Source organism: Scytonema sp. PRP1, from assembly GCF_036697665.2.
In the GTDB taxonomy this organism is placed as follows: Bacteria; Cyanobacteriota; Cyanobacteriia; order Cyanobacteriales; family Nostocaceae; genus Kalymmatonema; species Kalymmatonema gypsitolerans.
This window is the reverse complement of record NZ_JBAHYJ020000113.1, coordinates 160,655-185,601: the sequence shown is the minus strand read 5'-3', so window position 1 is coordinate 185,601 and position 24,947 is coordinate 160,655. Positions and strand designations below refer to the sequence as shown.

General features: G+C 40.9%; 24 protein-coding genes. 1 reads left to right on the top strand and 23 read right to left on the bottom strand.

Annotated elements, in window-relative coordinates; all coding sequences use genetic code 11:
- Positions 1–58 precede the first annotated feature (58 nt).
- Together V5G28_RS30305 and V5G28_RS30300 are read right to left on the bottom strand one after the other, a co-directional pair.
- The gene (locus tag V5G28_RS30305) at positions 59–1,399 is read right to left on the bottom strand and encodes a TldD/PmbA family protein (protein ID WP_332987106.1); all 1,341 of its coding nucleotides are present in this window, start codon (positions 1,397–1,399) and stop codon (positions 59–61) included.
- 154 nt (positions 1,400–1,553) lie between these two features.
- A complete protein-coding gene (locus tag V5G28_RS30300) occupies positions 1,554–3,026 on the bottom strand; it encodes a TldD/PmbA family protein (protein ID WP_332987105.1) in 1,473 nt (490 codons plus the stop codon).
- 153 nt (positions 3,027–3,179) lie between these two features.
- Between V5G28_RS30300 and V5G28_RS30295 the strand changes: the two genes are divergently transcribed.
- The gene (locus tag V5G28_RS30295; RefSeq protein ID WP_332987104.1) at positions 3,180–3,521 is read left to right on the top strand and encodes a DUF2281 domain-containing protein; all 342 of its coding nucleotides are present in this window, start codon (positions 3,180–3,182) and stop codon (positions 3,519–3,521) included.
- A 49-nt stretch (positions 3,522–3,570) separates the two neighbouring features.
- On the opposite strand, the gene V5G28_RS30290 is transcribed toward V5G28_RS30295, so the two are convergent.
- The 21 genes from V5G28_RS30290 to V5G28_RS30190 form a co-directional block, all read right to left on the bottom strand.
- A complete protein-coding gene (locus V5G28_RS30290; RefSeq protein ID WP_332987103.1) occupies positions 3,571–4,137 on the bottom strand; it encodes a WcaF family extracellular polysaccharide biosynthesis acetyltransferase in 567 nt (188 codons plus the stop codon).
- On the bottom strand, positions 4,124–4,720 hold the full coding sequence (locus V5G28_RS30285; RefSeq protein WP_332987102.1) for a YdcF family protein: 597 nt from the start codon (positions 4,718–4,720) through the stop codon (positions 4,124–4,126). Before V5G28_RS30285 ends, V5G28_RS30290 begins: the two co-directional genes overlap by 14 nt.
- An 8-nt stretch (positions 4,721–4,728) precedes the next feature.
- The gene (locus V5G28_RS30280) at positions 4,729–5,505 is read right to left on the bottom strand and encodes a glycosyltransferase family 2 protein (RefSeq protein ID WP_332987101.1); all 777 of its coding nucleotides are present in this window, start codon (positions 5,503–5,505) and stop codon (positions 4,729–4,731) included.
- 26 nt (positions 5,506–5,531) lie between these two features.
- Positions 5,532–5,975, bottom strand: a complete 444-nt coding sequence (locus V5G28_RS30275) for a class I SAM-dependent methyltransferase (RefSeq protein WP_332987100.1) — start codon at positions 5,973–5,975, stop codon at positions 5,532–5,534.
- Between the two features lie 174 nt (positions 5,976–6,149).
- Positions 6,150–7,388: a glycosyltransferase gene (locus V5G28_RS30270; protein ID WP_332987099.1), complete on the bottom strand. Its 1,239-nt coding sequence runs from the start codon at positions 7,386–7,388 to the stop codon at positions 6,150–6,152.
- A 130-nt stretch (positions 7,389–7,518) separates the two neighbouring features.
- A complete protein-coding gene (locus V5G28_RS30265; RefSeq protein ID WP_332987098.1) occupies positions 7,519–8,877 on the bottom strand; it encodes an O-antigen ligase family protein in 1,359 nt (452 codons plus the stop codon).
- 34 nt (positions 8,878–8,911) lie between these two features.
- On the bottom strand, positions 8,912–10,006 hold the full coding sequence (locus V5G28_RS30260) for a glycosyltransferase family 4 protein (RefSeq protein ID WP_332987097.1): 1,095 nt from the start codon (positions 10,004–10,006) through the stop codon (positions 8,912–8,914).
- Between the two features lie 2 nt (positions 10,007–10,008).
- A complete protein-coding gene (locus V5G28_RS30255) occupies positions 10,009–10,647 on the bottom strand; it encodes a class I SAM-dependent methyltransferase (protein WP_332987096.1) in 639 nt (212 codons plus the stop codon).
- 36 nt (positions 10,648–10,683) lie between these two features.
- Positions 10,684–11,811, bottom strand: coding sequence for a glycosyltransferase family 4 protein (locus V5G28_RS30250; protein ID WP_332987095.1), 1,128 nt, complete (start codon positions 11,809–11,811; stop codon positions 10,684–10,686).
- A 120-nt stretch (positions 11,812–11,931) separates the two neighbouring features.
- A complete protein-coding gene (locus tag V5G28_RS30245) occupies positions 11,932–12,915 on the bottom strand; it encodes a hypothetical protein (protein WP_332987094.1) in 984 nt (327 codons plus the stop codon).
- 78 nt (positions 12,916–12,993) lie between these two features.
- The gene (locus V5G28_RS30240) at positions 12,994–13,854 is read right to left on the bottom strand and encodes a glycosyltransferase family 2 protein (RefSeq protein WP_332987093.1); all 861 of its coding nucleotides are present in this window, start codon (positions 13,852–13,854) and stop codon (positions 12,994–12,996) included.
- A 264-nt stretch (positions 13,855–14,118) separates the two neighbouring features.
- Positions 14,119–15,375 (bottom strand): glycosyltransferase family 4 protein, encoded by a 1,257-nt coding sequence (locus V5G28_RS30235; RefSeq protein ID WP_332987092.1) that lies wholly within the window; start codon positions 15,373–15,375, stop codon positions 14,119–14,121.
- Positions 15,376–16,143, bottom strand: coding sequence for a class I SAM-dependent DNA methyltransferase (locus tag V5G28_RS30230; protein WP_332987091.1), 768 nt, complete (start codon positions 16,141–16,143; stop codon positions 15,376–15,378).
- Between the two features lie 71 nt (positions 16,144–16,214).
- On the bottom strand, positions 16,215–17,096 hold the full coding sequence (locus V5G28_RS30225) for a hypothetical protein (protein ID WP_332987090.1): 882 nt from the start codon (positions 17,094–17,096) through the stop codon (positions 16,215–16,217).
- Positions 17,097–17,145: 49 nt separating this feature from the next.
- Positions 17,146–18,261 (bottom strand): DegT/DnrJ/EryC1/StrS family aminotransferase, encoded by a 1,116-nt coding sequence (locus V5G28_RS30220; RefSeq protein WP_332987089.1) that lies wholly within the window; start codon positions 18,259–18,261, stop codon positions 17,146–17,148.
- A gap of 6 nt (positions 18,262–18,267) precedes the next feature.
- Positions 18,268–18,699, bottom strand: coding sequence for a hypothetical protein (locus V5G28_RS30215; protein ID WP_332987088.1), 432 nt, complete (start codon positions 18,697–18,699; stop codon positions 18,268–18,270).
- A 7-nt stretch (positions 18,700–18,706) separates the two neighbouring features.
- The gene (locus tag V5G28_RS30210) at positions 18,707–19,711 is read right to left on the bottom strand and encodes a glycosyltransferase (protein ID WP_332987087.1); all 1,005 of its coding nucleotides are present in this window, start codon (positions 19,709–19,711) and stop codon (positions 18,707–18,709) included.
- A 227-nt stretch (positions 19,712–19,938) separates the two neighbouring features.
- Positions 19,939–20,721, bottom strand: coding sequence for a methyltransferase domain-containing protein (locus tag V5G28_RS30205; protein WP_332987086.1), 783 nt, complete (start codon positions 20,719–20,721; stop codon positions 19,939–19,941).
- 63 nt (positions 20,722–20,784) lie between these two features.
- On the bottom strand, positions 20,785–22,074 hold the full coding sequence (locus V5G28_RS30200; RefSeq protein ID WP_332987085.1) for an ABC transporter ATP-binding protein: 1,290 nt from the start codon (positions 22,072–22,074) through the stop codon (positions 20,785–20,787).
- Positions 22,075–22,206: 132 nt separating this feature from the next.
- Entirely contained in the window at positions 22,207–23,064 is an 858-nt protein-coding gene (locus V5G28_RS30195) for a glycosyltransferase family 61 protein (RefSeq protein WP_336231479.1), read from the bottom strand.
- Between the two features lie 796 nt (positions 23,065–23,860).
- Entirely contained in the window at positions 23,861–24,931 is a 1,071-nt protein-coding gene (locus V5G28_RS30190; protein WP_332987083.1) for a glycosyltransferase family 2 protein, read from the bottom strand.
- Positions 24,932–24,947 lie beyond the last annotated feature (16 nt).

Genomic DNA, 24,947 nt, shown 5'->3' with positions numbered 1-24,947 from the left:
AAATTAATGTTCCCAAGCAGTAGCCCGGGAACAAAAACAAGAGGTCTATTGTCTAAATTTACTCACCAGTAATCGACAATTCATCAACCCAGATTTTGGGACATACGCCTCCGGGTGTCAACTCTGGTTCTTTTTCCACAAAAATAATTGACTTGAGGAGTTCGAGAAAATCTCCTGCAACAGTCGCTGATTCAATGCTTGTCTTCACACCATTATTGACAAGCCAACCATCAAATGGTAGAGAAAAAGAACCTTGTAAAGCTTTCACCCCTGCATGGAGAGCTTGTAAATCATCAATAAAAATCACATTTTCTGCCGTTTCTAAGCTCAATTCCTGTTCACCAGGTACAGCTGCAAAGACGTGATAGAAATTGGGGCTGACAGAGACTTTTGCACCAATATTGGCGTTACCAGTCGGCTTGGCATTCATCCTTTTAGCAGTTCCTGCACTGTGGAGAAAACCTGTTAAAACTCCATTTTCAATTAACGAAACTTTGCGGGTGGGAGTTCCTTCACCATCAAAAGTTTCTGCACCAATGTTTGCTGGATGCAGTGCATCATCGTACACCGAAAGCAAAGGAGAAGCAATTTGCTTGCCTAAATCATCAGGCGTAGATAAACTTTGCTTGTCCAAAATACTTTGAGCATTGAACAAGTTGGAAAAGGCACCGAGTAAACTCAAAAAAGCATCTGGTGAGAAAACAACTCGATATTTCCCAGACTTGATTTTTTCATAATTCAAGTGGCTGATAGTTTTCTCTGCTGTTTCTTTGATACAACCATTGATGTCTAGAGCCTCTAAACTCCGGTTGATTCTAAAAGCCCCACCACTGCGCGGTTTTCTCCCGTCTTCCTCAGTTTTGCTGTAAAGATAGATTGATGATATGGAGTGGGATTCTGTTCTCATCGCGCCATCGCTGTTGAGATAAAATTTGTCAATATCTCTTTGCGCCAAACTGTTATATGGCACTCCTTTAATAGCCGGATGAGCTGCGAGGACTTCTTTTTCAGCTACTAAGAGGCTTTCTATAAGTTGAGAAACAGGTGCTTGAGGTGCTTTTTCGTGCGATGAATTATTCAGGGGAACAGTAGACTCTGGACTAAAATCAGGGACATTTTCTTTCACACCAAAAAAACTAGCTTCGTAAGCCGTTTTTAAAGCTAATTCAAGTCCTTTGGGATCTACATCTGTTGTGCTGGTGACACCCATTGTATTGTCTTCATTCCAAACACGAACGGTGACACCAGAAAGATTAGAAGCTTTCACTTGCTTGGGCTCACCTTGATCTACTTGCACACTTGTTGCATCTGCTGTTGAGCCATAGATATCGAATTTCTTGATGCCAAGCTTATCAGCACTTTCCTTGGCGTAATTTGCAATCTCAGTGATGTTCGACATAGTTTATTTAAAATTCACCTATTTTCTCGCTCCCAGGTTCTACCTGGGAGTGTATTGCAGCAGGCTCTGCCTCCTGGTATCGTGTGGCAGAGCCACGCTTGTTGGCATTCCCAGGTGGAACCTGGGAACGAGTTAGTCTAAAGCTGGGAACGAGTTAGCGTCCACCTACAGTAATTGAATCAACTTTGATGTGAGGCTGTCCTACTGTTGTGTAGATACTGCCACTGACAGAACCACAGAAGCCGGCTGCAAGGGACAAATCTTGAGAACACATGGAAATTTTGTTCATAATTTCCTTGGCTTCACCAATCAGAATCGCTCCCTTGAGTGGCTTGGTGATTTTGCCATTTTCAATAAGATAAGCTTCATCTACACCAAAGTTAAATTGACCGGTAGCACCAACGCTACCGCCACCCATCTTTTTACAGTAGATACCTTTATCTACAGAGGCGAATAAATCGTCGGTGGTGTACTCACCAGTCGCAATGTAGGTATTACGCATCCGGCTAGCAGCGGCAAAGGTAAAACTCTGGCGGCGTCCACTCCCGGTTCTCGGGTGTCCGGTACGCACTGAACCAGTTCTATCTGCCAAGAAGTTTTTCAAAACGCCTTTTTCAATTAATAGCGTTCTTTGAGACGGCATACCTTCGTCATCCATATCAATTGTACCGAAGGCGTTTTCAGTTCGCCCTTCATCCCAAGCTGTTAGTGCCTCATGGGCAATTTTTTCACCTTTTTTGTCAGCAAAGGGAGTGGTGTTGCGTTCGATTTGAGTGGTTTCTAGCAGGTGTCCGCATGCTTCGTGGAAGATAACCCCACCGAAGTGATTCGCCATGATGATCGGGTAAGTGCCTGATTCCACATAATCTGCGTAGAGCATTTTTCCTGCAGATTCTGCGATGTGTTCTGCTGCTTCTCTATAATCCCAAGCTTTCAGGAAATTGGGATCGCTGGTATTACCAGCACGTTCAGCCATAGAAGCGCGATGAGCACCGTCAGCGCACAGGAGGATAAGTCCTACTGATTGAGTGAGGCGAATGTCACGAGCAAAAGTGCCATCACTGGCGGCGACTAAGACTTCTTGCCAATCACGGAAATAAGTGGCGCGGCGTGATTGTACGTGGCTTGCTTTTTGCTGAAGCTGAGCAGTACCATCAAGGAGAACTTCTCCCATTTCCCGGATGGATGTACACAGAGGTAACCAGCGATCTTTGCTTCTTTTGGTACCGTAGTCTCGCAGCAATTCCAGGTTGATTTCTGGGATGAAGGCGTTGGGAGCAGGAAGTTGTAATCCCAGGATAGAAAGACCTTTTTCCAAAGCTGCTTTCAAACCAGCAAAGGAAAGGTCATTGGTGCTAACGTAGCAATCTGCTTTGCCACGAAATACTCTGACTCCTGCACCTGTGGAAAGACGCGGTGTAATGCTGGTGATGGCGTCTTCTTCTGCAAGGCAGCTAATATAGTTGACACGCTCCAAGAAGAATTCAATAAAATCAGCACCAGCAGCACGTCCCAGTCCTAAGAGGGTAGACAAGGGAGCTTCCCAAGATTCATCGAATCGCTCTGGTGTGGAGGAGTATTGTAAAGTGGGCAGTTGTTTGGAGAGCAGTAGAGTATTTGTAAGCATCAGTAGCCTCAGAAAGCTGGCATTATCGGAGTGTTATGGCGGTTCTCAATCGACTGAGTATAATTAGTTAACACCCAGCAGGGTCATAACATTTAGGGCGTGAGCGGTTCTGTATTAAACCTTATTAGGCATTGAGACTAGTCTAACAAATCCGTGGAAGCCGCAGTCGCTGCTCCAGCTTTTCATCCAGGTGTGGATACCCGCCTTGAGGCAAAGCAAAGAAAAATTGAAAAAAGATTGGAGCTTACTGTCAGCGGTATACAATCCCTTACTGAAAAAATGCAGACACTTCCCGCAGAGAAACAGCAAGAAGTTCTAGATTTTATTGAGTTTCTAGAAAGTAAAATAGCGCTACAAAATTCAAACAAAGAAGAAAGGGAGCCTATTTCGTTTGTGATGGCTGGTCAGGAGTTTCGTGCCTGTCCTGATAGAAGTCCCGCAGATTTGGCGACTAACAAAACATATGTTGTGGAATGGGCGTCTCACCCGTTCTAAATTCAGGGCGGGCAAGATGCCCACCCCACAAAAACTGTGTTCAATACAACTAAGAATTGCCATAACTCCCCATGACCCCATGACTCCTTTTCTTAACAGGTTGAGCGGGATTGCCTGCATATATCGTCATTGGTTCTAAAGAACGCCCAGTGACTCCACCTAAAGTTAGCACTGCTCCCCATCCTACGGTGACTCCAGGACCAATCACCGACTTAGCTGCAATCCAACTGCTTTCTTGAATATGAATTGGCGCAGGTATGAGTTTAAAGTCAGGATGGACCCAGTTATGGTTTCCTGTGCAGAGGTAGACACCTTGAGACAAACAGACATGACTTTCGATAGTGATCGGGGCGATGTTGTCTAGCCATGCATCTTCACCAATCCAAACATAGTCGCCTACTGTCAGTCGCCAGGGAAACTTCACCCGGACTCCAGGTTTGATGCGCACACCTTGACCGATTTTTGCCCCAAAGAAACGGATTATCCAAACCTTGAAAGCTGACATGGGAAGCAAATAGCTGTGTACTAAGGGTGATCCAACAAAGTACCACAACAGCTGTTTCCACAAAGGAGCGCCTGGGGTGTAAGTACCAAGGGTGTAGTTATCTAAACGCATAAGATGAGTGAGCAACACGAGGACTCAAGCTGGCTCCGGTTCGACCTGTGAAAACCCAGAAGATAGAGCGACCGCTGTCGCGTAAGATGCGGACAAAGGATTCTGTGGGTTCGTTTGAGGGTATAGAGATGGGAGTGAAGGTGATACCCTGGCTACCAAGGACGATGGTAGCTATTACTTTCGCTCTAGGCATATGAAAGTCGGAGGTAATGAGGTAGAGATGCTGTATGTTTCGATTTTTGAAGTCTTGGACAAGAGAGGTGAAGTTAGTGACAGTATCAATGGCGCGGTAGTCGAGGTGGACTTGTTGGTCTGAGATACCAGCAGCGCGGAAAATCTCTTGGGCTTTGTTGGGGCGAATACCAGAGGAAACCCAAATTTCCAGAGAGGGATGAGTTTGGGCAAATCGAGCGGTGAACTCTTCGCGGTCTTGACCACCTCCTAGAGTTAGAATGGTTTGGGGATGAGGTGCTTGGTAGTGGGCGATCGCCAACCGAACTGGAATAATACCTAACAGGATGACGAGAAAACCTGCTAGAGCAAAAATCCAATATCTTTTGAGTTGGTAATGTAACTGTTTCACCTTAAATTCTAGATATCTTGCTGCTGTAGTTTTTCATATTCAATTAAGCGAATAGACAAAAGAATTTCTGCCAAGACACGCTCAAATGCGTAATACCAGCCATGCCAACCATCCAGAATACCACCTTTGAGGATCAGGCAGTAAAACAGGATGATGAAGGGAGCTAATATTTTTTGCTTGCGAATGCGATCGCCCAAGCTAAGTTCACTATCACAAATGTGCGTAAGCTTCTTGACTTCAATCATCATGTAGCGGTCTTGTGCCCAAAGCCAGCGATTTAAGGGTTTACGATCATCATGATAGATATAGGCGGAAACATGACTAGACTGACCTTTAACGTGTAGCAGTTGAGTATGTCCATCATTTATATAAGTGGCTTTAGCTTTTCTAAAAAGTACCTGACGGGGTGGTAGTAAAGTGCCACGCAGTGGTTTGCCAAAGACACAATATTTGAACGGTACAAAGTAGCCATTAATGGAGGTGTCTAAAGGTATGGCTTTTATCTCACTAATTAATTCTTCTGTAAGGATGTAGTCTGCATCTAAGGAAAGAACCCACTCAGATGAGACTTGCTCTAAACCATAATTCCACTGTGTAGCGTGGGTATCGAATTTTCGCTGAATGACGTGGACTTGTGGATAGGAATTTAGAATTTCTAGAGTGTTATCAGTACTGTAGCTATCAATGACAACAATCCTCTTTGCCCAAGTCAGGCGTTGGAGAGTGCGAGCGATGTTAGGTGCTTCATTGTATGTAAGTAATAGTGGTGTAATGTTTTCTAACATTGGAATAGAAATGATATGGTTATGGGTCACTTTTCAGCAATAGACGCACAGCACAACGTAGATTTCCAAAGGTATGGCAATCTACCAGCAAATTTGAACTGAATGTTTGTATAACCCTCTGTTTCTAAAAGTTCACTCAAACTTTTAACTGAGAAGAATTTGATATGTCCTCCATCCCATAGAACTGAAAAGTGATTATCCATTTTTCCTGAAAGGGCAAGAATGAGATTTTTTAAATAGCCATGATACGGCGTGGTCATAATTAAATGACCTCCTGGTTTTAAACATTTTCGAGCTAATCTTACTAATTCCCTAGGATAGAATAAATGTTTAATAACCTCAACTGAAATGACGATATCAAAAGCGTTTAAAAGTTCAGCTTTGGGTGAATCGTAGATGCTAGCCTGAATGAAGTGGCAATCTGGAAAGTTTTGACTAGCAATTGCAATGCCTGAGGCTGACTCCTCCACGCCAATAACTTCATAGCCTTGTTGAGCAATACATGACTAAAGCTTCCATTACCGCATCCCAAATCTAAAACTCTAGCTCCAGATTTAGCTTTTTCAGCCAGCATTGATAGTAATGGATCTGTTAAATATGAATAAGTATGTGTCAGAGTAGTATTTTGGTATCGATACTTATACTCAGGTCGTTTTGATGTTATCTCTGTTGTCATAAATTAAATTTTTCTTATTGCACATAAAGGACTGGTTCTTGTTGGTAATTTTGGTGTAGATGTCAATTAGGTTGCTAGCTACCTTGTCCCAGGTATAACGTTCAGAAACCAGCTGACGGGCGCGATCGCCCATACTCTTTGTTTCTTGAAGATGTTCTAAAGCTTGCTTGAGGAAAAATGCAATTGCAGCTACATCGAGATCTGCAACATACCCGAGGCGTTGCTCCTTTACGAAATCAGTAAGAGCAACGCCAGGAGTGATAACAACAGGAAGACCGACAGCGAGGGCTTCTAGAACCGCCACGCCAAAGTTTTCTGAATAGGAAGTCAGAGCAAATAAATCTGCTCCCTGCATCAATATATCCTTAACTTCTCCTGTGACAAATCCCGTAAACTGGGTACGATCACGAATGCCATGAGAGACTAGAAAGGACTCTACTTCACTTTCGTATTCTGGCGAGCCACTACCTGCTATAACAAAGGTGAAGCGATAATTGGTAAGCTTTCCTAGCGCTGGAATTAGGTAATCCAAACCTTTTTTAGGATGCAGGCGAGATAAAAACAAGATAATGGGTTCATCTGCTGGAACATTGAGGTATTGCCGCAGACGCTGACGAGCATCAGGAATTGTGGGAGGGATAAACAGACCGTGGGGCAAGATAAAGCTTGGGGTGTCTAGACTTAACCGGGAAACTTCTTGCTGTTCTTGTTCTGAGGTGAGATGAAGTGCTTGAGCGTGATTGAGATTGGCTTTTTCTATAAGTTGGAGATAAATTTGCTTTTTGAAAGCGCTTTGCTGGAGAGACCACCAACATAGCTGTCCTAAGGGACGAACAATGTAAGGAAGTTGTTTGTGACGGGCGATCGCCATTGCTGCTGTGGAAGGATAGGAAAAGATGGCATCAATATGTAACACGTCATACTGATGAATCACTTGCCACAACCAAGTGGTTAACTGCCAAGAGAAAGCAAACTCGCGTAGAGCATGAAGGTTTGGGGAGAAACGGGGGAAGAACCAAACTGGAACCTGTTGATACTCGATACGTTGTCCGAGAGGTACATCCAGCAGATTGAGCCCATCATCATTTGTAGTAGCAATTTCAGCCTCAATGCCGTTATCTCGCAGTGCCTTGACCATTCCTATCACGGCAAGGCTTGGACCGCCTCGGACTGGAGCAATAGAGGGAATCACATGAAGAACTTTCACAATTTAGCTCCAATTAGGAAATTCAGGAATATTCAACCTACGTTTCTTCAATGCAATTGCAATCCAAGGTGTTGATTTTATAATAGATTGACCAATTGGGATAAATACTGTGCAAAATTTGGATGAGCGCTTAGACAGCTTGATTTTGTAGTGTTTGCCAGTATAAGTAGACGTTCTCTTTACTATCTGCTTCAATCAAATACTTTCCTAGTGAAAGGTACATTAGGACGGCAAGTAGAGAAAAGGTGAGATTTCCTAGTAAAAATGCTTCTGAAAAGCTTCCTACAAGAAGAGACCCCAGACCAGCAATGACTGTAGTACTCTGCAGAAAGTAAATAGGTTTTCTGTGAGTAAGCTTGTTTAGCTGAAGTATCATCTTCAAACACTCTAATCCAAACATGACTAATGGTAGAAATCCTAATAATCCAAGATTTGCACCAGCAGCTAACCAGGAACTTTCACCATAACCTAAACGCCCCCCCTCCAAGGGAACACCAAAAAGTGGGTAGTTGATAAACTGATCCCATAAAGCTAACCAGACACCTTCACGGGTATTAGTGCCTGAAAGGAATTTGTCAGTCGCTGCGGTGTAAGGAATTCCCCAACCTGATCCGTCTTGACTCAAAAACGGCAAAATAACAGCCAACACAACACCAACAAAAATACCCAAACGTAGTAAAGCACCTGTTCTTTGGCGGTAGAAAAACAAGATTGACACTACCCCCATTATTATGCCGGTGCGGGACCCAGTTAGGAATAAAGCAATCATCACGAGGATGAGACCAACCATCCAGCAAGCTTTTACCCAACTCCCTTCGTTGCGGCTTTCAATCAAGAACATGAAGCAGGGAATAGTAGCTGCTAACAGAACCGCAGCGTGATGAGGGTTACCTGTCGTTCCCAAAAACCATCCATGTACAAACGTAATTGCATGCAAATCGAACAGCGCTTGGTAGGCATTTACAGTAACAAAAATGACACCAACCATAGCGATTGACCATACAGCTAGATCGAAATTTTGTTCATCCTGTAGCCAACGGGAAGGTCCTATTCTTAGCATCAGCACTACTGCCCCAAAGGTGAAAACAGCTAGGAAGGCAAACCCAATATCTCCATAAACTAGCGTCTTGAAAAAAATGACAATCTGAACCAAAATCAGGTATTTGAGCGGCTGTGGGGTCAATAAGCGACGCCAACCGTTCTGTGTTATAAATCCTAGCAGGAGAAGGCAACATAGCAGGATAATTGCTAAAGGTCGCCCTGCATTGCGTAGTTGCTCCAAGGGAAAGACCAAAGGGGGAGGCTGCTTAACAAACTCATCTTGAAACTTTGCAATAGAAGCTGCAAAACAGCATAGTGTAAATAACAACCAAGCTAAACGACGTGAGCGTCTGGCTCGATACACCACCAGCAGACCAATCATCATGCTCACCAAGCCATAACGGCTGGCGATGACATTCAAAAGTTGGCTAACAAAACTTGAACCCATGAGTTATTTTTCCGTACAGCTATGTCCAACAGCACTATTGCTTGTGTTTCACTTGGCTGGTTTTGTCTAGTATTAGGTCGTGGATCAGTTCCCTCCAACGGCTTGCCCAGATATCTGCAGCATAAGGAGCAGCCAATTGTTGCGATCGCTTTCCCCAAGTAGATAAATCTCCGTAGCGTTGATGTAAAATCAGCAATGCTTTTGCTAAAGCTTCAAGGTTATCTTTAGGGATCATTAAGCCATTGTACCCAGGACGAATAACCTCAACAGCCGAGCCACAAGCATCTGTACAAACAATTGGTAAACCAGCAGCAGCAGCCTCAACCAATGCTAAGGGCCAAGGATCAAATCGGCTTGGCAGGAGAAATGCCCCAGCAGCCTGCCAAATTTTTTGCATTTCTGTTGGTTGTAAAAAGCCGCAATTGTCAATTCCCGGCTGTCCTTGGAGTTGTGATGATAAAGGCCCTTGACCACAACAAACTAATTTCCAAGGATCTGATACCTGCGAGCGATAGAGTTGGTAAGCTTCTGCTAACAAATCAATAGCCTTTGCCGAGACATATCGACCGACAAACAGAAAAGAACGCGGCCAAGAGGTGTGTAACCGTTGTTCCCATAGGGAGAACCAAGCATTGTAATCAATACCGTATAGCCCACGCACAATTTTTGCAGGTGAAATGCCCAGATGGCTTGCATATTGCCAACTGCGTTCCCCGCTGACAACAACGCGATCCATGCGTTGCAAAAATGAATGCAGTATCCATCGGGTTAGGTGTTGTTTCCACGTACCCCACCAAGGCGTATCCATCCCCATAATCAAGGCTGTATGAGAGAGTTCAGATGCAAAAGCCAAATGACGATAGGGTTGGTGAAACCAGCCACTGAGAATGACCACATCTGGAGATTCTGCCAACACCAATGACTTAACTAGGTTAGCCTCCTGTCTTTCTTGAAGATTTAAGAGCCGACAGGGAATACCCTGCATCAGTTGGTCAGAAAATGCCGTCTGAGTGCGAGCTTGAAAGGCAATAACAAACACATCAATATCTGGTAAGAGATGCAAGGCTCGCCAGCAAGCAGCCATGTAACCAGAGATATTAGACCAGCAAAAAACAACTTTTGTACTCATACCTACTTGCGGCATTCAATCCCAAGTTCGTTATGCCACCGTTTTGGATCTTCTACTTCAGAAAATGCAGAAATACCAGAGTCTCCTATGTATGCTCGACGGATATCTCTAAAGTCAACATTTTTTAGCTCAAGCAATAGTGATTTGTAATCCCACATCCAAAGGTGTTGGCCTCCGCTGACCCATTCTTTTAAAAAACCAAGCAAGTTACGCTGGCGATTTTCTTTACCCAACCAAGTTATTCGCATGAATTCTAATGCAGCCTCAGAAGATTTTGAATTAATGTAATGTTGAGCCATAAATTCAAGGTCGGGCAAAACAAAGCGAAATATTCCATTAGGTTGTAAATATTGATAGCAATTTTTGAGAGCTTGGCGAAGCTCGTTTAAAGTGAGGTGTTCAAGTACGTGTGAACAATACAATAATTCAACACTTCCTTCTGGAATTGGCAGTCCTTGAACAACATTTCCATACCTAACATTTTGGGGAAATCGCCCATAGGGACCTGATGGTATTAGCTTGCCAACAATAGGTAGTTTTTGTAAAGGAAGCGCAGGGCTAGAATCAAAGTTCAGCCATTGGTTGGGTGCACAAAGTCCACAACCAAATTGGGTATATTGTGTCTTTGCTTTCGAGAACATACTACGTTTTTATTTTTGATGAAATAATGTAATAAGTTATGCAAACTGTTTAAATGCATTCATTAATCGCTCTACACATTGCGACCAGGTATACTGAGTTGCATACTTATGCCCTTTCTGACCATAGTCTTCGCGAAGACGAGAATTGTTATCTAAGTTAATAAGAATATCCACAATGACATCAGTTGCTTCTGGGTCAACTACAATACCTGCATCCCCGACCACTTCCGGTAGAGAGCCTTTATTAGAAACAACAGCCGGGATGCCAGCAGCCATTGCTTCCAGCGCAGGCATACCGAATCCTTCGTAAGGAGACAGAAACAACAGGGATGATGCGCCACGCAGCAGGCGGGGTAAGTCTTTATCTGAAACCATGCCAAGCAGGGTGACGTTCGAGTGAGTTTGAGCTACCTCGGTATAAGGAGCTTCAGAGTTACCAGCCACTACAATATGTAAGCTGCTTTGATGCTGACGGAGAACCTCTGCAACGGCTAAAACAAAATCCCCTCCTTTTTTTTGACGCAAACCACCAATGACGAGAGTGTATGGCGCTTCAACAGGGCGTTCCAATTCAGCAGGATTGACTGAAGCAATATCAAAAAACGATTGTTCAACACCATTTCCGATAACCACAATTTTTTGTGGATCAGCGTCCAACAGGTCTACCATTCGCTGCTTGGAAAATTCCGACACAGTAAAAACAACTCGACATTCAGACAAAGCACGGCGAACCCAGCGCTCCCACTTGTAGCGAAACCATCGATGTTGCCACGTGTGTGACCAAGGTAAGTCTGGTTCAAATGCTTGAATGTCGTGAATCGTAACAGCTACCGGGCATTTTGACGCCGGAATGTAGGTTTCCATAGGAGCGTAGAGCCAGTTTGTTTCATAAGGTAAATATTTATCCATGCGCGGATAACCAAAGAGTTTCCACGTACGCTCAATAGCGTTTTCTTGCATGGGAAAAGTATGCATGGGTAGTTTGCGTAGTAGACATCGTGGGTCAAGCTTACCGTCGCTTCCGAGCCATTGTTGTGAAAATAGCAACTGTAACTCCACTTCCCTTCTTTGTGCAAGTCCAAGCAAAATGTGGTTCATATGTCGCCCTATTCCTGTGCAGGGGAGGTAGGTACGAATGGGATGAATAAAAGAAACAATATTCACTATCAGTCAAACTCTCAATACACGAATTTATTCAACTTTTATCTTGCATTTCCTCGTCTACAGATTCAACTATGTAAGCTTATAGTCCTGAACACTAAAATTCAGACTATTGAAAGAATTTCATTTTTGAATTTTTAAAACAAACTGGGAAAGGCTATGATAACGCTTATTTATTAATTTATTACGTTTGATTTTTGTATAAAACCATAAAATGGGTTTAAGCAGCAAATCTTGTAGCGCTATTTTTCCCTTAATAATGAAAGATTCAGATTTTAAACGATACTTTAAAAAAATAGTACGACGAGGCATTATAGGGCTTTTCTTAATTCCTGCCCAATGAATGAAAACCATTTCTTTTTTGTGTTCGGGCATACCATAGGACCAAGTCTTGTAAATTTTATTTTCACGATAAATATCTCCTGGCATCGGAGGCCACGTCAAACGACTTAGGTGAGGCATTAAATCATGAATAGAAGCATATTTGATATCACTAGTGTGAATAAGATAATTTAGAAAGAATTGATCCGTATTACGTGGATTTAATTGAAAGCGATTTTTTTTGAGAAAAAAACCTATTTTTTCCAAATCTTCAATACTAAATAAATTTTTCTTAGATATCCATTTCCCAGAATTGAAACCTTGTACCTTGTTCTCAATTACCAATTTTTCTCTTAAATAACCAGCGTTATAGACCTGATCGAGACCGCCTTCAAAATGAAAAAAATCACAATTGAGAGTATCAAGAGCAGTAATCAAAGGTTCAAGGTTATTTAAGACTACGATTCTACTATCAAGATAAATGAATCGGTCTAGAGGTCCCCAAAAGCTAACAAAACGCCTAAACCAGTATGGACTTGTTGCTGTACGGCCAATTTCAAGTTGTGAACCAATTATCTCTAGCCTCTTGAAAAGAGAGTCTTCAAAAATCTCAAAATAAAAATTGTTTTCTAGAGATTTAATTTTCAGATAATTGTTGTCAAAAGGAATTAAATATAAACATAAAGACGGATTAAATTCACGAAAGCTTTCTAGAAAAGCTATAGCCCAGTCATAAACTGTGTCGTTTGCCAGAAAGTATGCTCCTATAATTTTTTCATTGCTCATAACTTAATAGCAATAGTCAGAAATCAGGAATCAGTTTTTTATGAAAATTAAGTCAATAGTTAGCTTGAAAATACGAGTTTAACAAGTACCACGCCATCTTCGCAAAGCTATCACCCATTCTTTAGGTAGAAAATTACGTATTTTGCAGGTAATATTTTTCCAAATAAAAAATCGCCAGTATTCTTGCAAAAAATATAGATTTCTTTTTAAAGGATGTGCAAGGTGTGTACTAATACGCCAGCGTTCTTTTGTATAAGTTAGGATGTCTCTGCTATCCCCACCTGAAGCATCAAATTTTGAAACCATGATAGGGATTTCTTTGAAACTACAACCACGTACGTATAATTTGACGATAAAATCATGATCTGCACACCAAGTAAATGATGTATCAAATGGAAACTGGGTTTGTAATTTTCTTTTAACAAAAATACTTTGATGACAAGTAGGTATATGGTGCCAAATATCTGACAGTTTTTGAGGAAGCCTCTGAAAAATGCGTGTTTGATATCTATCAACTACAATCGACGCAAATCCCCCATAGGCAACATCGCCTGAAGTATCAAGGTGAGTTGCTACTTGAGCCAGTGTAGATTGTGAAAAAAATTGATCGCCAGAATTCATAAAAATGATCCAATCCCCGGTAGCCGCCAATGCTCCTTTGTTCATGGCATCATAAATTCCAGCATCCTTTTCACTAACCCAATAAGATATCATTTCATCTTTATGCTGGAGGAAATTAACACTACCATCCTGCGAACCTCCATCAATGATAATGTATTCTATGTTTGTATATGTCTGAGATATAACACTAGAAAATGTTTCATATAAGCCACAAAGTCGATTATAAGTGACTGTAATAACGGAAATACTTGGAAAACGTTCATCAAAAGATGGTTGCTTTCCGAGTAGGCGTTTTCCACCGCAACTTTTTTGCTCCATGATAATTGGTTCCAAATCTTATAGTCTTCCTCAAATAAGCATCAATCTTGAAGCCATCTAGATTTCTGCAAAACCTGACGGTAGAGTTTTTTGTATGGCTGAACCTGAAGTTTAAGTGAGTATTCAGTAAGCACGATCGCCCCCTTGGGGCGGCTCTTTAGGAGCATCGCTCGAAAGTCTTGGTTCATGCGAATCGCGCAATCTCTCATCTTCTAATAACATCTCAATCCCACTACAAAAATCCTTTGTTAAACATCCTTGCCACTATTGGCACCCGCCAAGCTTCATATCTGGTACAGGGCTACTCCAGCATCGACGAATAGACTCTAATTCATCAAGTACTGAAAATACCCGTTTCACATAATCCTGCCCAGTCCATTTCATTGCTCGTTCAAAACCACGTTCTATCAGTTTTTGGCGCACAGGTATATCATCCCAGAGCAACTTAATGGCTGAAGCAATGTGTTCAGGATCTTTAGGATCTATTAGTAAAGCAGCATCTCCCAGTTGTTCTTCAGCACCTGTAACTTTGGAAGCAATCACAGGACAGCCAAGGGCAAAAGCTTCTAGAGGTGGTAGATTATCTGGACCAAAGAATGTAACAAAGGTAAGTGCAAATGCATTACGATACAGAGATATTAAATCTTCTTGAGGCACAAATCCCACAAAGTACACTTGTTTGGATAGCTCCAGTTCGGCTGTCAACTCCTTAATATATTGCTGAGTTCCCTTGTTAGAGCCAGAGAATACAACCGGAAAGGTAAGATTATACTTGTCTCTTAACCATTTAACAGCCAGTAGTAGATTGGCATGGTTCTTATGTGCCCAGAATTGAGCAGGGTAGAATAAATATTTATCAGGAATATTATATTTCTCAAAAATGACTTGCTTAGAGCAGTCGGAAGCATTTAAGGTAAACTGCGGTGTAGGAAAAGGTATAACTTTAATTCGCTCAGGTGGTATTTGGTAAAATCGCTCAACTTCAGCTCTACCTGCATATGTTCCGACCAAAATAAAAGCAGATCGCTGCAATAAGGTTGAATATGACTTTTCTCGTAAGTTCCATTGTCCTTTTGAACTTACCTCTGGAAAATAGGGTTGAAGCCGATGTTGTAAATCCCAAACAGTAGTAATGTATGGAACCTCCATCGTTAGACAATGTGGTCCCAAAGACCATACAGCCTCGATATTGCTGTTTTGAATAAGCTTCGTGATAAGTTTTTCATTCCCTGATTGGATCTTAAACTGGCTTGTGGGGTGTTGTAGCTTGTTAATAATAGCCTCGGCAGTCCTGGAAAGGATAGAGTGTAGTTTCTCTTGAAAGCTTCTATAAAGAGATATAAATTCAATATGCCGAAGTGATCGTAGCTGTGGGGGAGGTTCTTTTTGCCAACTAAACAAGATAAAGGTGTGACCACTCGCAGCTCCAACCTTGACTAGAGATTGGAACACTTCAGCTTCAAATGTATAACCACCACCAATTTCAGCTAGATGATGGCTTAAAAGTATACCTACTCTCATTTAGCCTTTCACCATAAAGTAAATACCCCAGGTATCAAATCCTGGATTGCGATCGCTCATCCACTCACGACATATAGTAGACTTGCACTGGTTTTGTGCCAAGAGTAAGTCTATTTCCGGCTTAAACAGATAACGCATTCTATGAGTTTCTTGAAGCTCCTCAACTGCACCAGTGTTTTTATCTTTGATAAAGACTTGATAATTAACATCTACTAGATTGTCATTCGGGTGGATAACTGGCTCAGCAATCCTAGTAACGCTAATTTCATCATCCTCCAAGCGCTTGATACGAACCGTGGGGCGATCGCTCAAAACCGCAGGTCCATACCAACAGTCGAAAATGAATACACCACCAGGCTTGAGATGAGCTTTGACTGTGGCAAATGTAGCTAGTAAATCCTCATTGGTAGTTTGATAGCTAATCACGTGAAAAAGTGAGATGACAGCGTCATATTGCTTGTCCAGCCGAACAGTCCGGATATCCCCTTGGGAAAACTCTAATCTTGATGCTAGTTGTGTGGGGAATTGGGAAAGGCGATCGCTTGCTTTAAGCAACATTTCCTGGCTAAAATCCACCCCGTGAATTTGGTATCCCTCCTTTGCTAGGAGAACTGCGTGGTTTCCTGTACCGGAACCTAGTTCCAGGATATTCTCTGCATCCGGTGCATAGGTTTGAATTAATCGATGAATAAATTGTGCTTCTCCCACATAGTTTTTATCGCGGTAGAGCAAATCGTAATAGCGGGCGTAGTTGCCAAAAACATTCATTTCTGACTCTTATTGTAAAACGATACAGAGCTTAAGAGGGTATTGGGCAATCTGAGCTAAGCTTTTATTCTTTATATTGCTTTGCACCAGCCGTCCACATATTTCAATCTATTGCTATTCACTTTATCAAAGGTAATATTGTTCAATAAGGTGGCGATTTTTTTAGTAAAAATATCCCCATTTCCAAATACCCCCCTCTTACGCATAATCTGTAAATGACGGTAAAGTGCAACATTATTTTCATCAATATCTACATTTTTACTGAATGCACCATAGTGGATAAAACAGGGTTGATACTGACGATCTATAACTGCTAAATCAAACCCATAAACATCCTTCAGAGCCTTTTGAAAATAACCTGCGTCGTCCCACGCATTACGTCGAACTGGATCAGAGACTATTTCTTCATAGTAGGCATGAGATACTTGACACTCAAGTGCCTCACGTTTGTAAATACAAAACCAAGTATGCCAACGTTCATTAAGACAGATTATCTCATCAGAATAAGAATCATAGCATTCTGACATAGTTGGATTATAGTCAGTTGACATTGCTACCAAGTTTGGATTGGTACCAAGTTTCGCTAACATAACTGAGATAAATTTTGCATCTATAATTTCAAAGTCTGCATCTACAGTTGCATGATAAGGCGTTTGAATTTTTTTAAGTTCTCGATCCCAAATGGTTGCACCTAATTCAAACTGTCCTTCCAACCTAGAGTCAGTAGGCTTGCGGTCATCGGTTTGCCATTCATTTTCTAAAATTTCTACAAACTTGAATTTCCGCCATTTTGAAAAGTATTTTTCTTTCAAAGCAGAACTTATCCAGTTAGAATACACGTATAGTTTAAACGGAACATCCTTGATCTTGGCATAGCTTCTTACTGCATAATCTGCAATCACTATGTCGCGATCAGTCACAATCATAAAGAAAGTAATTTTTACATCATCCATTTCATAACGTCCTTAACTTGATCACAAATGCTGTGCTTGAGTGGCATTCTCATAGCATTAGCTCATACAGAGCATGAGCTACTTGATCAATTTGCTCGTCTGTCAATGCGATTCCACTAGGAATATAGAAACCCCGACGAGTGATTCTCTCTGCCACAGGGCAAAACTCTCCATCAAACAAGCCCATTTTTTTGAATACAGGCTGTTCATGCATTCCCCAGAAAAAGGGACGCGTAGCAATCTGGTGTTTTTTCAGACGCAGCATAGCTTCCTCTGCATCAAAGGGAACTTCATCCTTCAGCACAACGCCATACACCCAATAAATGTTCTCAGCGTAGTCTGTTCGCGGGACTGGCAACTGCAAGCCGGGAATGTCGGACAGTAGTTCTGTATAGCGTTGCCCCATATGACGCTTGCGAGCTACAAATTCGTCAACTCGTTCCAACTGCGCGACACCAACAGCAGCTTGCAAGTTGGTCATCCGAAAATTCCAGCCCAGTTCGTGATGGACAAAGCGTTTTTGGGGTTGAAAGCACAAGTTGCGTAAAGCACGACAGCGCTCAGCCAAGTGGTCATCATCTGTCAGTAGCATCCCCCCCTCACCAGTCGTGACGTGTTTATTTGGGTAGAAACTAAAGGTACTGATAGCGCCGAAAGTACCACAGGGACGACCTTTATAAGTTTGACCGTGCATTTCGGCAGCATCTTCAATGATGTCCAACCCATACTTGTCAGCCAAAGCTACTACCAGATCCATGTCTACGGGTAGCCCATAAATGTGGACAACCATAATTGCTTTTGTCCTGGGTGTGATTTTCGCCTCAATTTGGGTGACATCCATATTCCAGGTGCAAGGATCGCAATCTACTACCACGGGTACAGCACCAGCACGGACAATGGCAGCAGCACAGGAGATTATTGTGAACGTGGGCAGAATAACTTCATCTCTCTGACTTATTTTTAAGGCTGCAACTGCGGCATCAAGAGCAACAGAACCATTGCTGACGGCAACACCGTGCTTGCGTCCAACACGGGCAGCAAATTGCTCCTCAAATTGCTTAACAAAAGATCCTTCAGAAGAAATCCAGCCGGTGTCAATGCACTCATTCAGATACTTCTTCTCATTACCATCCAATAGTGGCTCGTTGACTGGAATAAAGTTCATTGTTCGTTACTTAACAATTTTGGCTTGTTCCCTACTAATGCCGATAAATCGAGTTTTGTCCTGCTCTCCAACATAAGGACCTTGTTTCACCTCAATCATCTCGACTTCTTCAAGTACTTCAAAGCCATGACCACCCGTAACAAGAAGAATTACGTCTCCAGCTTCTAAAACGTGACTTTCTAAGTATTCCTGCTGCTCATTGTAAAAATCGACTTGCAATTTGCCCTTTTTGATAAACAGTACTTCTTGGGTGTATTGCACTTCACGCAGTACAAAGTTGTGGACGTGGGGTTGAATGACTTTGCCCATGGGATGACGCATATATGCCAGCTGTTGGGAGAGGTCGTTGGGTGTGAAAAAGTGAATTCCAAGTTTATCAAATTTATGAGAAACAATTAGGGCAAGCAACTGATTATGGTATCTAATTTCTTCAATCATGAGTCATCTAAAATGTAGGCAATTTATAATCCCAGTAGTCTTTTCTTAGAACCCAATGTAGAAGTTCTGGAGTTTGACGCACAGCATTTTGATGAAATTGGTATCCGTTTTGCCAAGCTCGACGAAAGCGCTCATTCAATGCATCCCTTTCAGTTTCCCTACTGGTTGACTTTAACCTTATTTTCTTAAGGAATTTTAAGGGGAATTTAAGCCTGTCCACCAAATTTACTTGCTTAAATTTACCTTTGGCTCGTCTAATATCTGAATAAGAATCACAAACTCCTTGATAGAAGCAACGTTGCTCAAAATATTCATATGTCATTCTCTCCTTAGAAACCATATGAAAAACTAAAGCACTGGGTTGATAAACTGCCTTGTATCCGTGTTGATTGGCTTTCTGAGTCAACCCTGTTTCTCCATCTCCTTGGAAATGCTGTAAATGTTTGGCAATACAGTCAGGATGAAATCCTCCTAATTCAATCAAAGCACTTTTGCGGATTGAAAAGTTCAAACCCCAAACATAATTTGCATCAATTTCACGCACTTGATTCCCAAAATCTAGTAGGCTTAGATAGGCGCAATATGTACCGTATACATGAGTTAACCAAAACCACTCTAGCCACTTAGGAGGTTCAACTTCATACTTTGGTAGATTACGACCACCCAGGAGTTGAACTATGGGGTCATCAAATGACTCTTTAATTGCTCCCAACCAGTTGACATCTGCTTCAATATCATCATCTACAAACGTTAAAATCTCACCTTTTGCCTCTAATACTCCTCGATGGCGACCTGATAGCAAACCTGGTTCTGGTTCATAAAAGTAACGGATTTGATTGGAAGGGAATTCAGCTACAGCAGCTTCTGTCACATTTTTAGTATTCTCAGTTGAGCCATTATCAATTATGAGAATTTCAAACTGCTCCTGTGAGAAGTTTTGTAAACAAAAGGATTTGATGGCTAACTCTAATGAACTGGCACGGTTGAATGTGGGAATAATGATTGAAATCATAAGGTGAAAGATACATACAGTAATGCTAAATAGGTTTTGAACATTATATAAACTGCCAATATGCTAAGAACGTCAAGAGATAAGTTAGGTTTGTTCGTAAACTATTTAGGATTGCTGTAGCTAGGGTTTAAAGTTTGATATTTTTTGACAATTTTAGGCGAAACGTTGACGTTGAAACATTGGATTTTAAAACTAAATAAAGATTTCGACCCTCTTTAATTCGTCTCTCAAAAAGCGCGAAGTATTTTAGATATGATACTTATTTTATGTAGCGGCGACGTTTTTTTCAGATTCTTTTTTTCAAGCCAATCAATTTTTCCTAATTTCATTAGGTATAACATAGGATGTACCATGGAAAGTGAGGAAGGATCTGTGACTACATAATCTTCAAATTTACTCTTCATCACTGGATTGTTTTCAAAGTGCTGTTGTTGGATAAAAATCAAAATATTCTGGCTATACCAAAAAGCTACTTTTTTATTGCTCCATATTTTTTGTCTGACATAGTCAATTGCTATGTAACCTCTTTTTTGAAATTTTTCTGCCCAGTACTCTTGCCACTGCTCGTTGATATGATTTTCGCCAGTCTGCTCAGGTATGGCTGCAGAAAACAAAATCACTGAACCAAGACTTGTTAAAGAGTCAACAAATGATTCTGCACATTCAGCAGGTAAATGTTCAGCTACCTCTAAAGACATGACTATATCAAATTGCTTATCTATTTTTAGTGGCTTTGTTAAATCAAAAGGTATAAAATTATCTTTCGGGATCACTAAATTTTTTTCATTCACATAGCTGCCATCAATACCTAATATTTCTTTAACACCATGTTTTTGAAAAACCTTCAACCATGTTCCATCACCACACCCAACATCAATTAATTTATTACAAGGAATCATTTCCAGAAGTACAGGAACAATTTCTTCCGCAGACTGTCGTGAGTCTTCTTGAAGTTCCTTGAAAAAATCTTCTGTATAGAAGTGTTGCATTTGTCTTTTTGATGACTGCATATGATGTCTCCACTAATTCAAGTCGTACATAGAGTATGCTTCTCTACTAATCATTATTACTATTTAGTGCGGAATAACTTTCCATGTGGGTTCAAGAAAGATAACCCCCAGATCGGCGAATGGAGTCCGACCAGTACCATACACATCTGTCTCTTCTATACGAAAGCTCAAGTAACCAGTTAGAGTATCAACATCAATAGGACCATCGCCTAACCAAATATCTACTGTATAATCTCCCTGTAAAAATGAAGTTTGTTTTAGTGTGCAACGCATTGTAGCAGAAGCATAAGAACCATTATCAGGTTCAAAACCTGTCATACGAGTGTTCACTCCTCCAATGGTTCCGAAAGTTGCATGATTAATGACAACACCCATTACAGGTGCTTTTAACTTAGTTACATCTTCTGTAGCAAAAGTCATTTCAAAGGTTATATCTGAACCTAGCGGAAAGCTACTTTGTTCTTTACCATTTAAGTCTAAAAGCCGTGCAGAGGTTATCAAATCTTTTGCCCAAGAGGGACGAAAAGCTTGTAAATTTCCTTTACTATTATCTTGAATTTCAATTCCTGATTTTAAATATTTTTGGATTGCATATTCAGTTTTGCCATCAAAAATTAGTTCAGCCTTTTGAAGCATTATGCATGATGAACATAAATTATTAATAGCTGCCATTTGATGACTAACAAAAATAACTGTCCTTCCTTCAGAAGCTACATTCTGCATCTTACCCAAGCATTTTTTCTGAAACTGAGTATCTCCTACTGCTAATACCTCATCTACAATTAAAATTTCTGGCTCCAAGTGAGCAGCAACCGCAAAAGCAAGCCGCACATACATACCAGAGGAATAACGTTTAACTGGCGTATCTAAAAACTTCTCAACCTCTGCAAAATCAACAATTTCATCAAACTTCTTCTTAATCTCCGCCTTGCTCATTCCCAGAATTGCACCATTGAGATAGATATTTTCCCTTCCTGTCAACTCTGGATGAAACCCTGTGCCTACTTCCAACAAACTGGCAACTCGACCCTTAATGCTGATTCGTCCTGTAGTTGGTTCTGTAATCCGGCTCACAATCTTCAGTAGTGTAGATTTTCCTGCACCATTGCGACCAATAATGCCAACTCTATCGCCTTGCTTGATCTCAAACGATACATCCTTCAATGCCCAAAACTCTTCACGAGATTTATTAGCTTCATTTTTTGATTTTTGGATTAGAGGATTGAGAGTTGTGAACAAAGATTTTGCTCCATTGGCAATCACATCCCGCAGTGCAGTGTAGCCCTCTTGTTGCTGGTGACCAATAATGTATTTCTTACCTAAATTTTCAACTCGGATAACAGTATCAGACATTTGCTATTCACTTAAATGATGTCTGTAAAGGTAAACTCTAATCTTGCGGAAGCATCAGAGCCAAAAAAGCCAGGTTTGCTAGTTTTCTAGTTTCATTTGCTAGTAAAATACCTGCAGTATAATGTTTAACCCTCAAAAACTAATGATTCCAGCACATTTCATCAATTCAGCTAATGAATTAATATTTACTAAGATATCTTCACGCACTGCATGAGGGTCTATATATTCATTTGGTCTCTGACCCTGTCCAATCAGGTAGTAATAATCAAGTCCTACTTGATCACTGCATGCCCAGAAACAAACATTCACATAGTTTGGCGAAAATAGCTCTACAACCTTAGTACCCGGTTGACAAAATACAAGATTAGACAAGCCAGCACCATGAGGAGCGACGATCACAGAAGCGGAAGATAATAGTAAGGCTTGTTCAGCTACCGATATTAACTCCAAAGCCACCACCCTAAAGCCAAATTTCTGTAGAAATTTGACTACATCAGGTTCATTGAGTACTCTACGATAACTTGCGTTTGCACGACTTATATAGATAAACTCTCTTTTACCGACTTTGGTGACAGGAATGTTACTCCTCAAAAATTCTTTCTTTAGAAATTCACAAGCCCAATTAGGCATATGTCCTGTATTTCCCGGTAAAGAAGGTACTATTAGCTTTTTAGCTTTAATATGAGGAAGTTTGCAGCTTTCTATAATCTTTTCCTCTGGAATGCCTAGAACTGACAGTGTCTCTCTTTGAAATGGATAATCAAGACCATTGACACAAAATTTGTCTACACAATCTTTGTCCACTCCTGCACATTTCAATAGATGAATGCGTGGTAAAACATCAAACATCCAGTGAAAGTATCTGTCACCTCCTACTGCAGATAAAACAGCAACTGTTCCATTTACATAGTGGACGTACGGTAGTCGCCACTGTCTTAGTATTGAATGCTGACTTTCACTACTGCCAAATTCCATAGATAAATCCGCCAAAAATTTATCATCAGGAGCTATGACAGTAGCATTGTTACCCCAGACACGACCTTCTGGTATTACAGTAACAAACGTTTCTGGTGATTCATGTTGATACTCTATCTCAAATTGCCAGTGAACCTGCTCTTCTATTGTTTTAGGAGGACATCTAGAAAAATTATACTTTGGGTAGATACTAACAATACTACCTTGGTCTTTGTTGTTGCCTACTTAGAATTATACACCCAATTCCATGTAGTTTTATAAAAGTTTTTGGGAGGACCTAACACTTCTGAACTGATTGGAAAAGTGCGAAGAAAATTTGCGAATATTCTTTTAAAAGAACGAGCTAATTTCTTTATATCCATTTTTTTGTCTAACTTTACTGCTAGTACTCAGACAATAATAATTATGTTTTGCATGACGTTTTGCCTCTACTACAACTTATTTTTACTCTGAGCTTTCTACCTTCTAAAAATATCAATAAAAGTTTTAAAAAGACATAGAGACTTTTAGAGATTGTCTCTAAAGTAAATATTAAGTAGGGTGTGTTACGGCTATGTAAGAATTTGAAAGTTTGAGAGAGTGAGAACTTGCCATAACGCATCACATTTGTTGATGCCGTATTCTGGCTTTAACAGCACCCTATAATTTAAGGTTTACTTTACAAATCAATTTTTAGTGGTAATTATGAACAATACTCAAATAACTCTCTAGAACAATCAGTTTTAGCTAAAATTTTGTAGTGGCTTGGAAGTCCTCGCCCAGTAGCCAATGATATCTGGACGTACTCGAGCGAAGACATCAACTTTGAGCGTCAACTCTGATAATTTTCTTGTCTCAAAAACAATTCTTTAATGATTTCTGTGGGAAGCATGAGTTTAATAATGAATTTCCAAGTCCTAGTAAGGCAAAGAATGGGAGGGCAAAAAAAGACTGCTTTCATCAACCACTTAATTGCTTCCAGCTTATTTCCATTTGAATATTCAAATCTTCCATGTTTTAGCATAGCATAAGCATAAAATACTCTCAAGCTTAATCTATTTTTAAGCTTGGTATATGGGTTGAGATGTTGATAATATTTTTTCATAACATTCCTGGCTTCTGCCATAGCAATGACATTATCCTTACAAGTCTTAGCATCATCATGATGTCTCATTTCTGAGAAACACTTTGGTATGTAGTGAAGCGGGTATATCATTCTTGTACGCAGCCAAAAATCTAAGTCCATTGTGTATGATAATGAAAGATCTAAGCCATGTAATTGATTGAAAACATCTTGACTAAAAAATACAGAAGGTTGCGGTAAATATTTGTCATGATGATATTGAAGTAAATCTTGAAATGAATATCTTTCTCCCTTGACGTAATATCTCCAACTTTCTACGCCTTCTTCGTTAGCATTCATCAAATATCCATCTCCAGTAAGGAAATGACAATTGGGATTGTTACGCCAAAATCGCCCAACTTCCTGAAGAGTGTTTGGACAAAAAATATCATCAGAGTTAAGCCAAGCGTAAATCTTTCCTGTGGCTTTATGAAAACCTTTGTTTATAGCATCTGACTGTCCCCTATCTTTCTCGCTCACATAGTAGGCAAGCCATGGTGCATACTTTTCGATAATTTTTAATGAGTTATCAGTTGAACCGGCATCGATAATAATGTATTCCAAATTCGGATAACCTTGAAGCAACACTGAACGAATGGTTTCCTCAAGGAAGTGACCATAGTTGTAATTCGGCGTCACTATGCTGATGCGAGGATACTCAAAATCACCAGGTATCCGCTGCGATAAGGGAGGAGTTTGCTCTGTCCAGGGCCAACCAGTTTTACCAGGTGGGGGTGAGGGTAAGTCAGCTAACGTGAGTGTTCTAGTGATGAGTGGCATAATAGGTGAACTTGTT

Excerpts from the sequence above, each read along its gene's own strand:
- V5G28_RS30260 (WP_332987097.1), bottom strand. The coding sequence starts at position 10,006 with ATGAGTACAAAAGTTGTTTTTTGCTGGTCTAATATCTCTGGTTACATG.
- V5G28_RS30225 (WP_332987090.1), bottom strand. The coding sequence starts at position 17,096 with ATGGATGATGTAAAAATTACTTTCTTTATGATTGTGACTGATCGCGAC.
- V5G28_RS30305 (WP_332987106.1), bottom strand. The coding sequence starts at position 1,399 with ATGTCGAACATCACTGAGATTGCAAATTACGCCAAGGAAAGTGCTGAT.
- V5G28_RS30300 (WP_332987105.1), bottom strand. The coding sequence starts at position 3,026 with ATGCTTACAAATACTCTACTGCTCTCCAAACAACTGCCCACTTTACAA.
- V5G28_RS30255 (WP_332987096.1), bottom strand. The coding sequence starts at position 10,647 with ATGTTCTCGAAAGCAAAGACACAATATACCCAATTTGGTTGTGGACTT.
- V5G28_RS30245 (WP_332987094.1), bottom strand. The coding sequence starts at position 12,915 with ATGAGCAATGAAAAAATTATAGGAGCATACTTTCTGGCAAACGACACA.
- V5G28_RS30280 (WP_332987101.1), bottom strand. The coding sequence starts at position 5,505 with ATGTTAGAAAACATTACACCACTATTACTTACATACAATGAAGCACCT.
- V5G28_RS30220 (WP_332987089.1), bottom strand. The coding sequence starts at position 18,261 with ATGAACTTTATTCCAGTCAACGAGCCACTATTGGATGGTAATGAGAAG.
- V5G28_RS30210 (WP_332987087.1), bottom strand. The coding sequence starts at position 19,711 with ATGATTTCAATCATTATTCCCACATTCAACCGTGCCAGTTCATTAGAG.
- V5G28_RS30230 (WP_332987091.1), bottom strand. The coding sequence starts at position 16,143 with ATGAATGTTTTTGGCAACTACGCCCGCTATTACGATTTGCTCTACCGC.
- V5G28_RS30240 (WP_332987093.1), bottom strand. The coding sequence starts at position 13,854 with ATGGAGCAAAAAAGTTGCGGTGGAAAACGCCTACTCGGAAAGCAACCA.
- V5G28_RS30190 (WP_332987083.1), bottom strand. The coding sequence starts at position 24,931 with ATGCCACTCATCACTAGAACACTCACGTTAGCTGACTTACCCTCACCC.
- V5G28_RS30290 (WP_332987103.1), bottom strand. The coding sequence starts at position 4,137 with ATGCGTTTAGATAACTACACCCTTGGTACTTACACCCCAGGCGCTCCT.
- V5G28_RS30200 (WP_332987085.1), bottom strand. The coding sequence starts at position 22,074 with ATGTCTGATACTGTTATCCGAGTTGAAAATTTAGGTAAGAAATACATT.
- V5G28_RS30215 (WP_332987088.1), bottom strand. The coding sequence starts at position 18,699 with ATGATTGAAGAAATTAGATACCATAATCAGTTGCTTGCCCTAATTGTT.
- V5G28_RS30235 (WP_332987092.1), bottom strand. The coding sequence starts at position 15,375 with ATGAGAGTAGGTATACTTTTAAGCCATCATCTAGCTGAAATTGGTGGT.
- V5G28_RS30205 (WP_332987086.1), bottom strand. The coding sequence starts at position 20,721 with ATGCAGTCATCAAAAAGACAAATGCAACACTTCTATACAGAAGATTTT.
- V5G28_RS30265 (WP_332987098.1), bottom strand. The coding sequence starts at position 8,877 with ATGGGTTCAAGTTTTGTTAGCCAACTTTTGAATGTCATCGCCAGCCGT.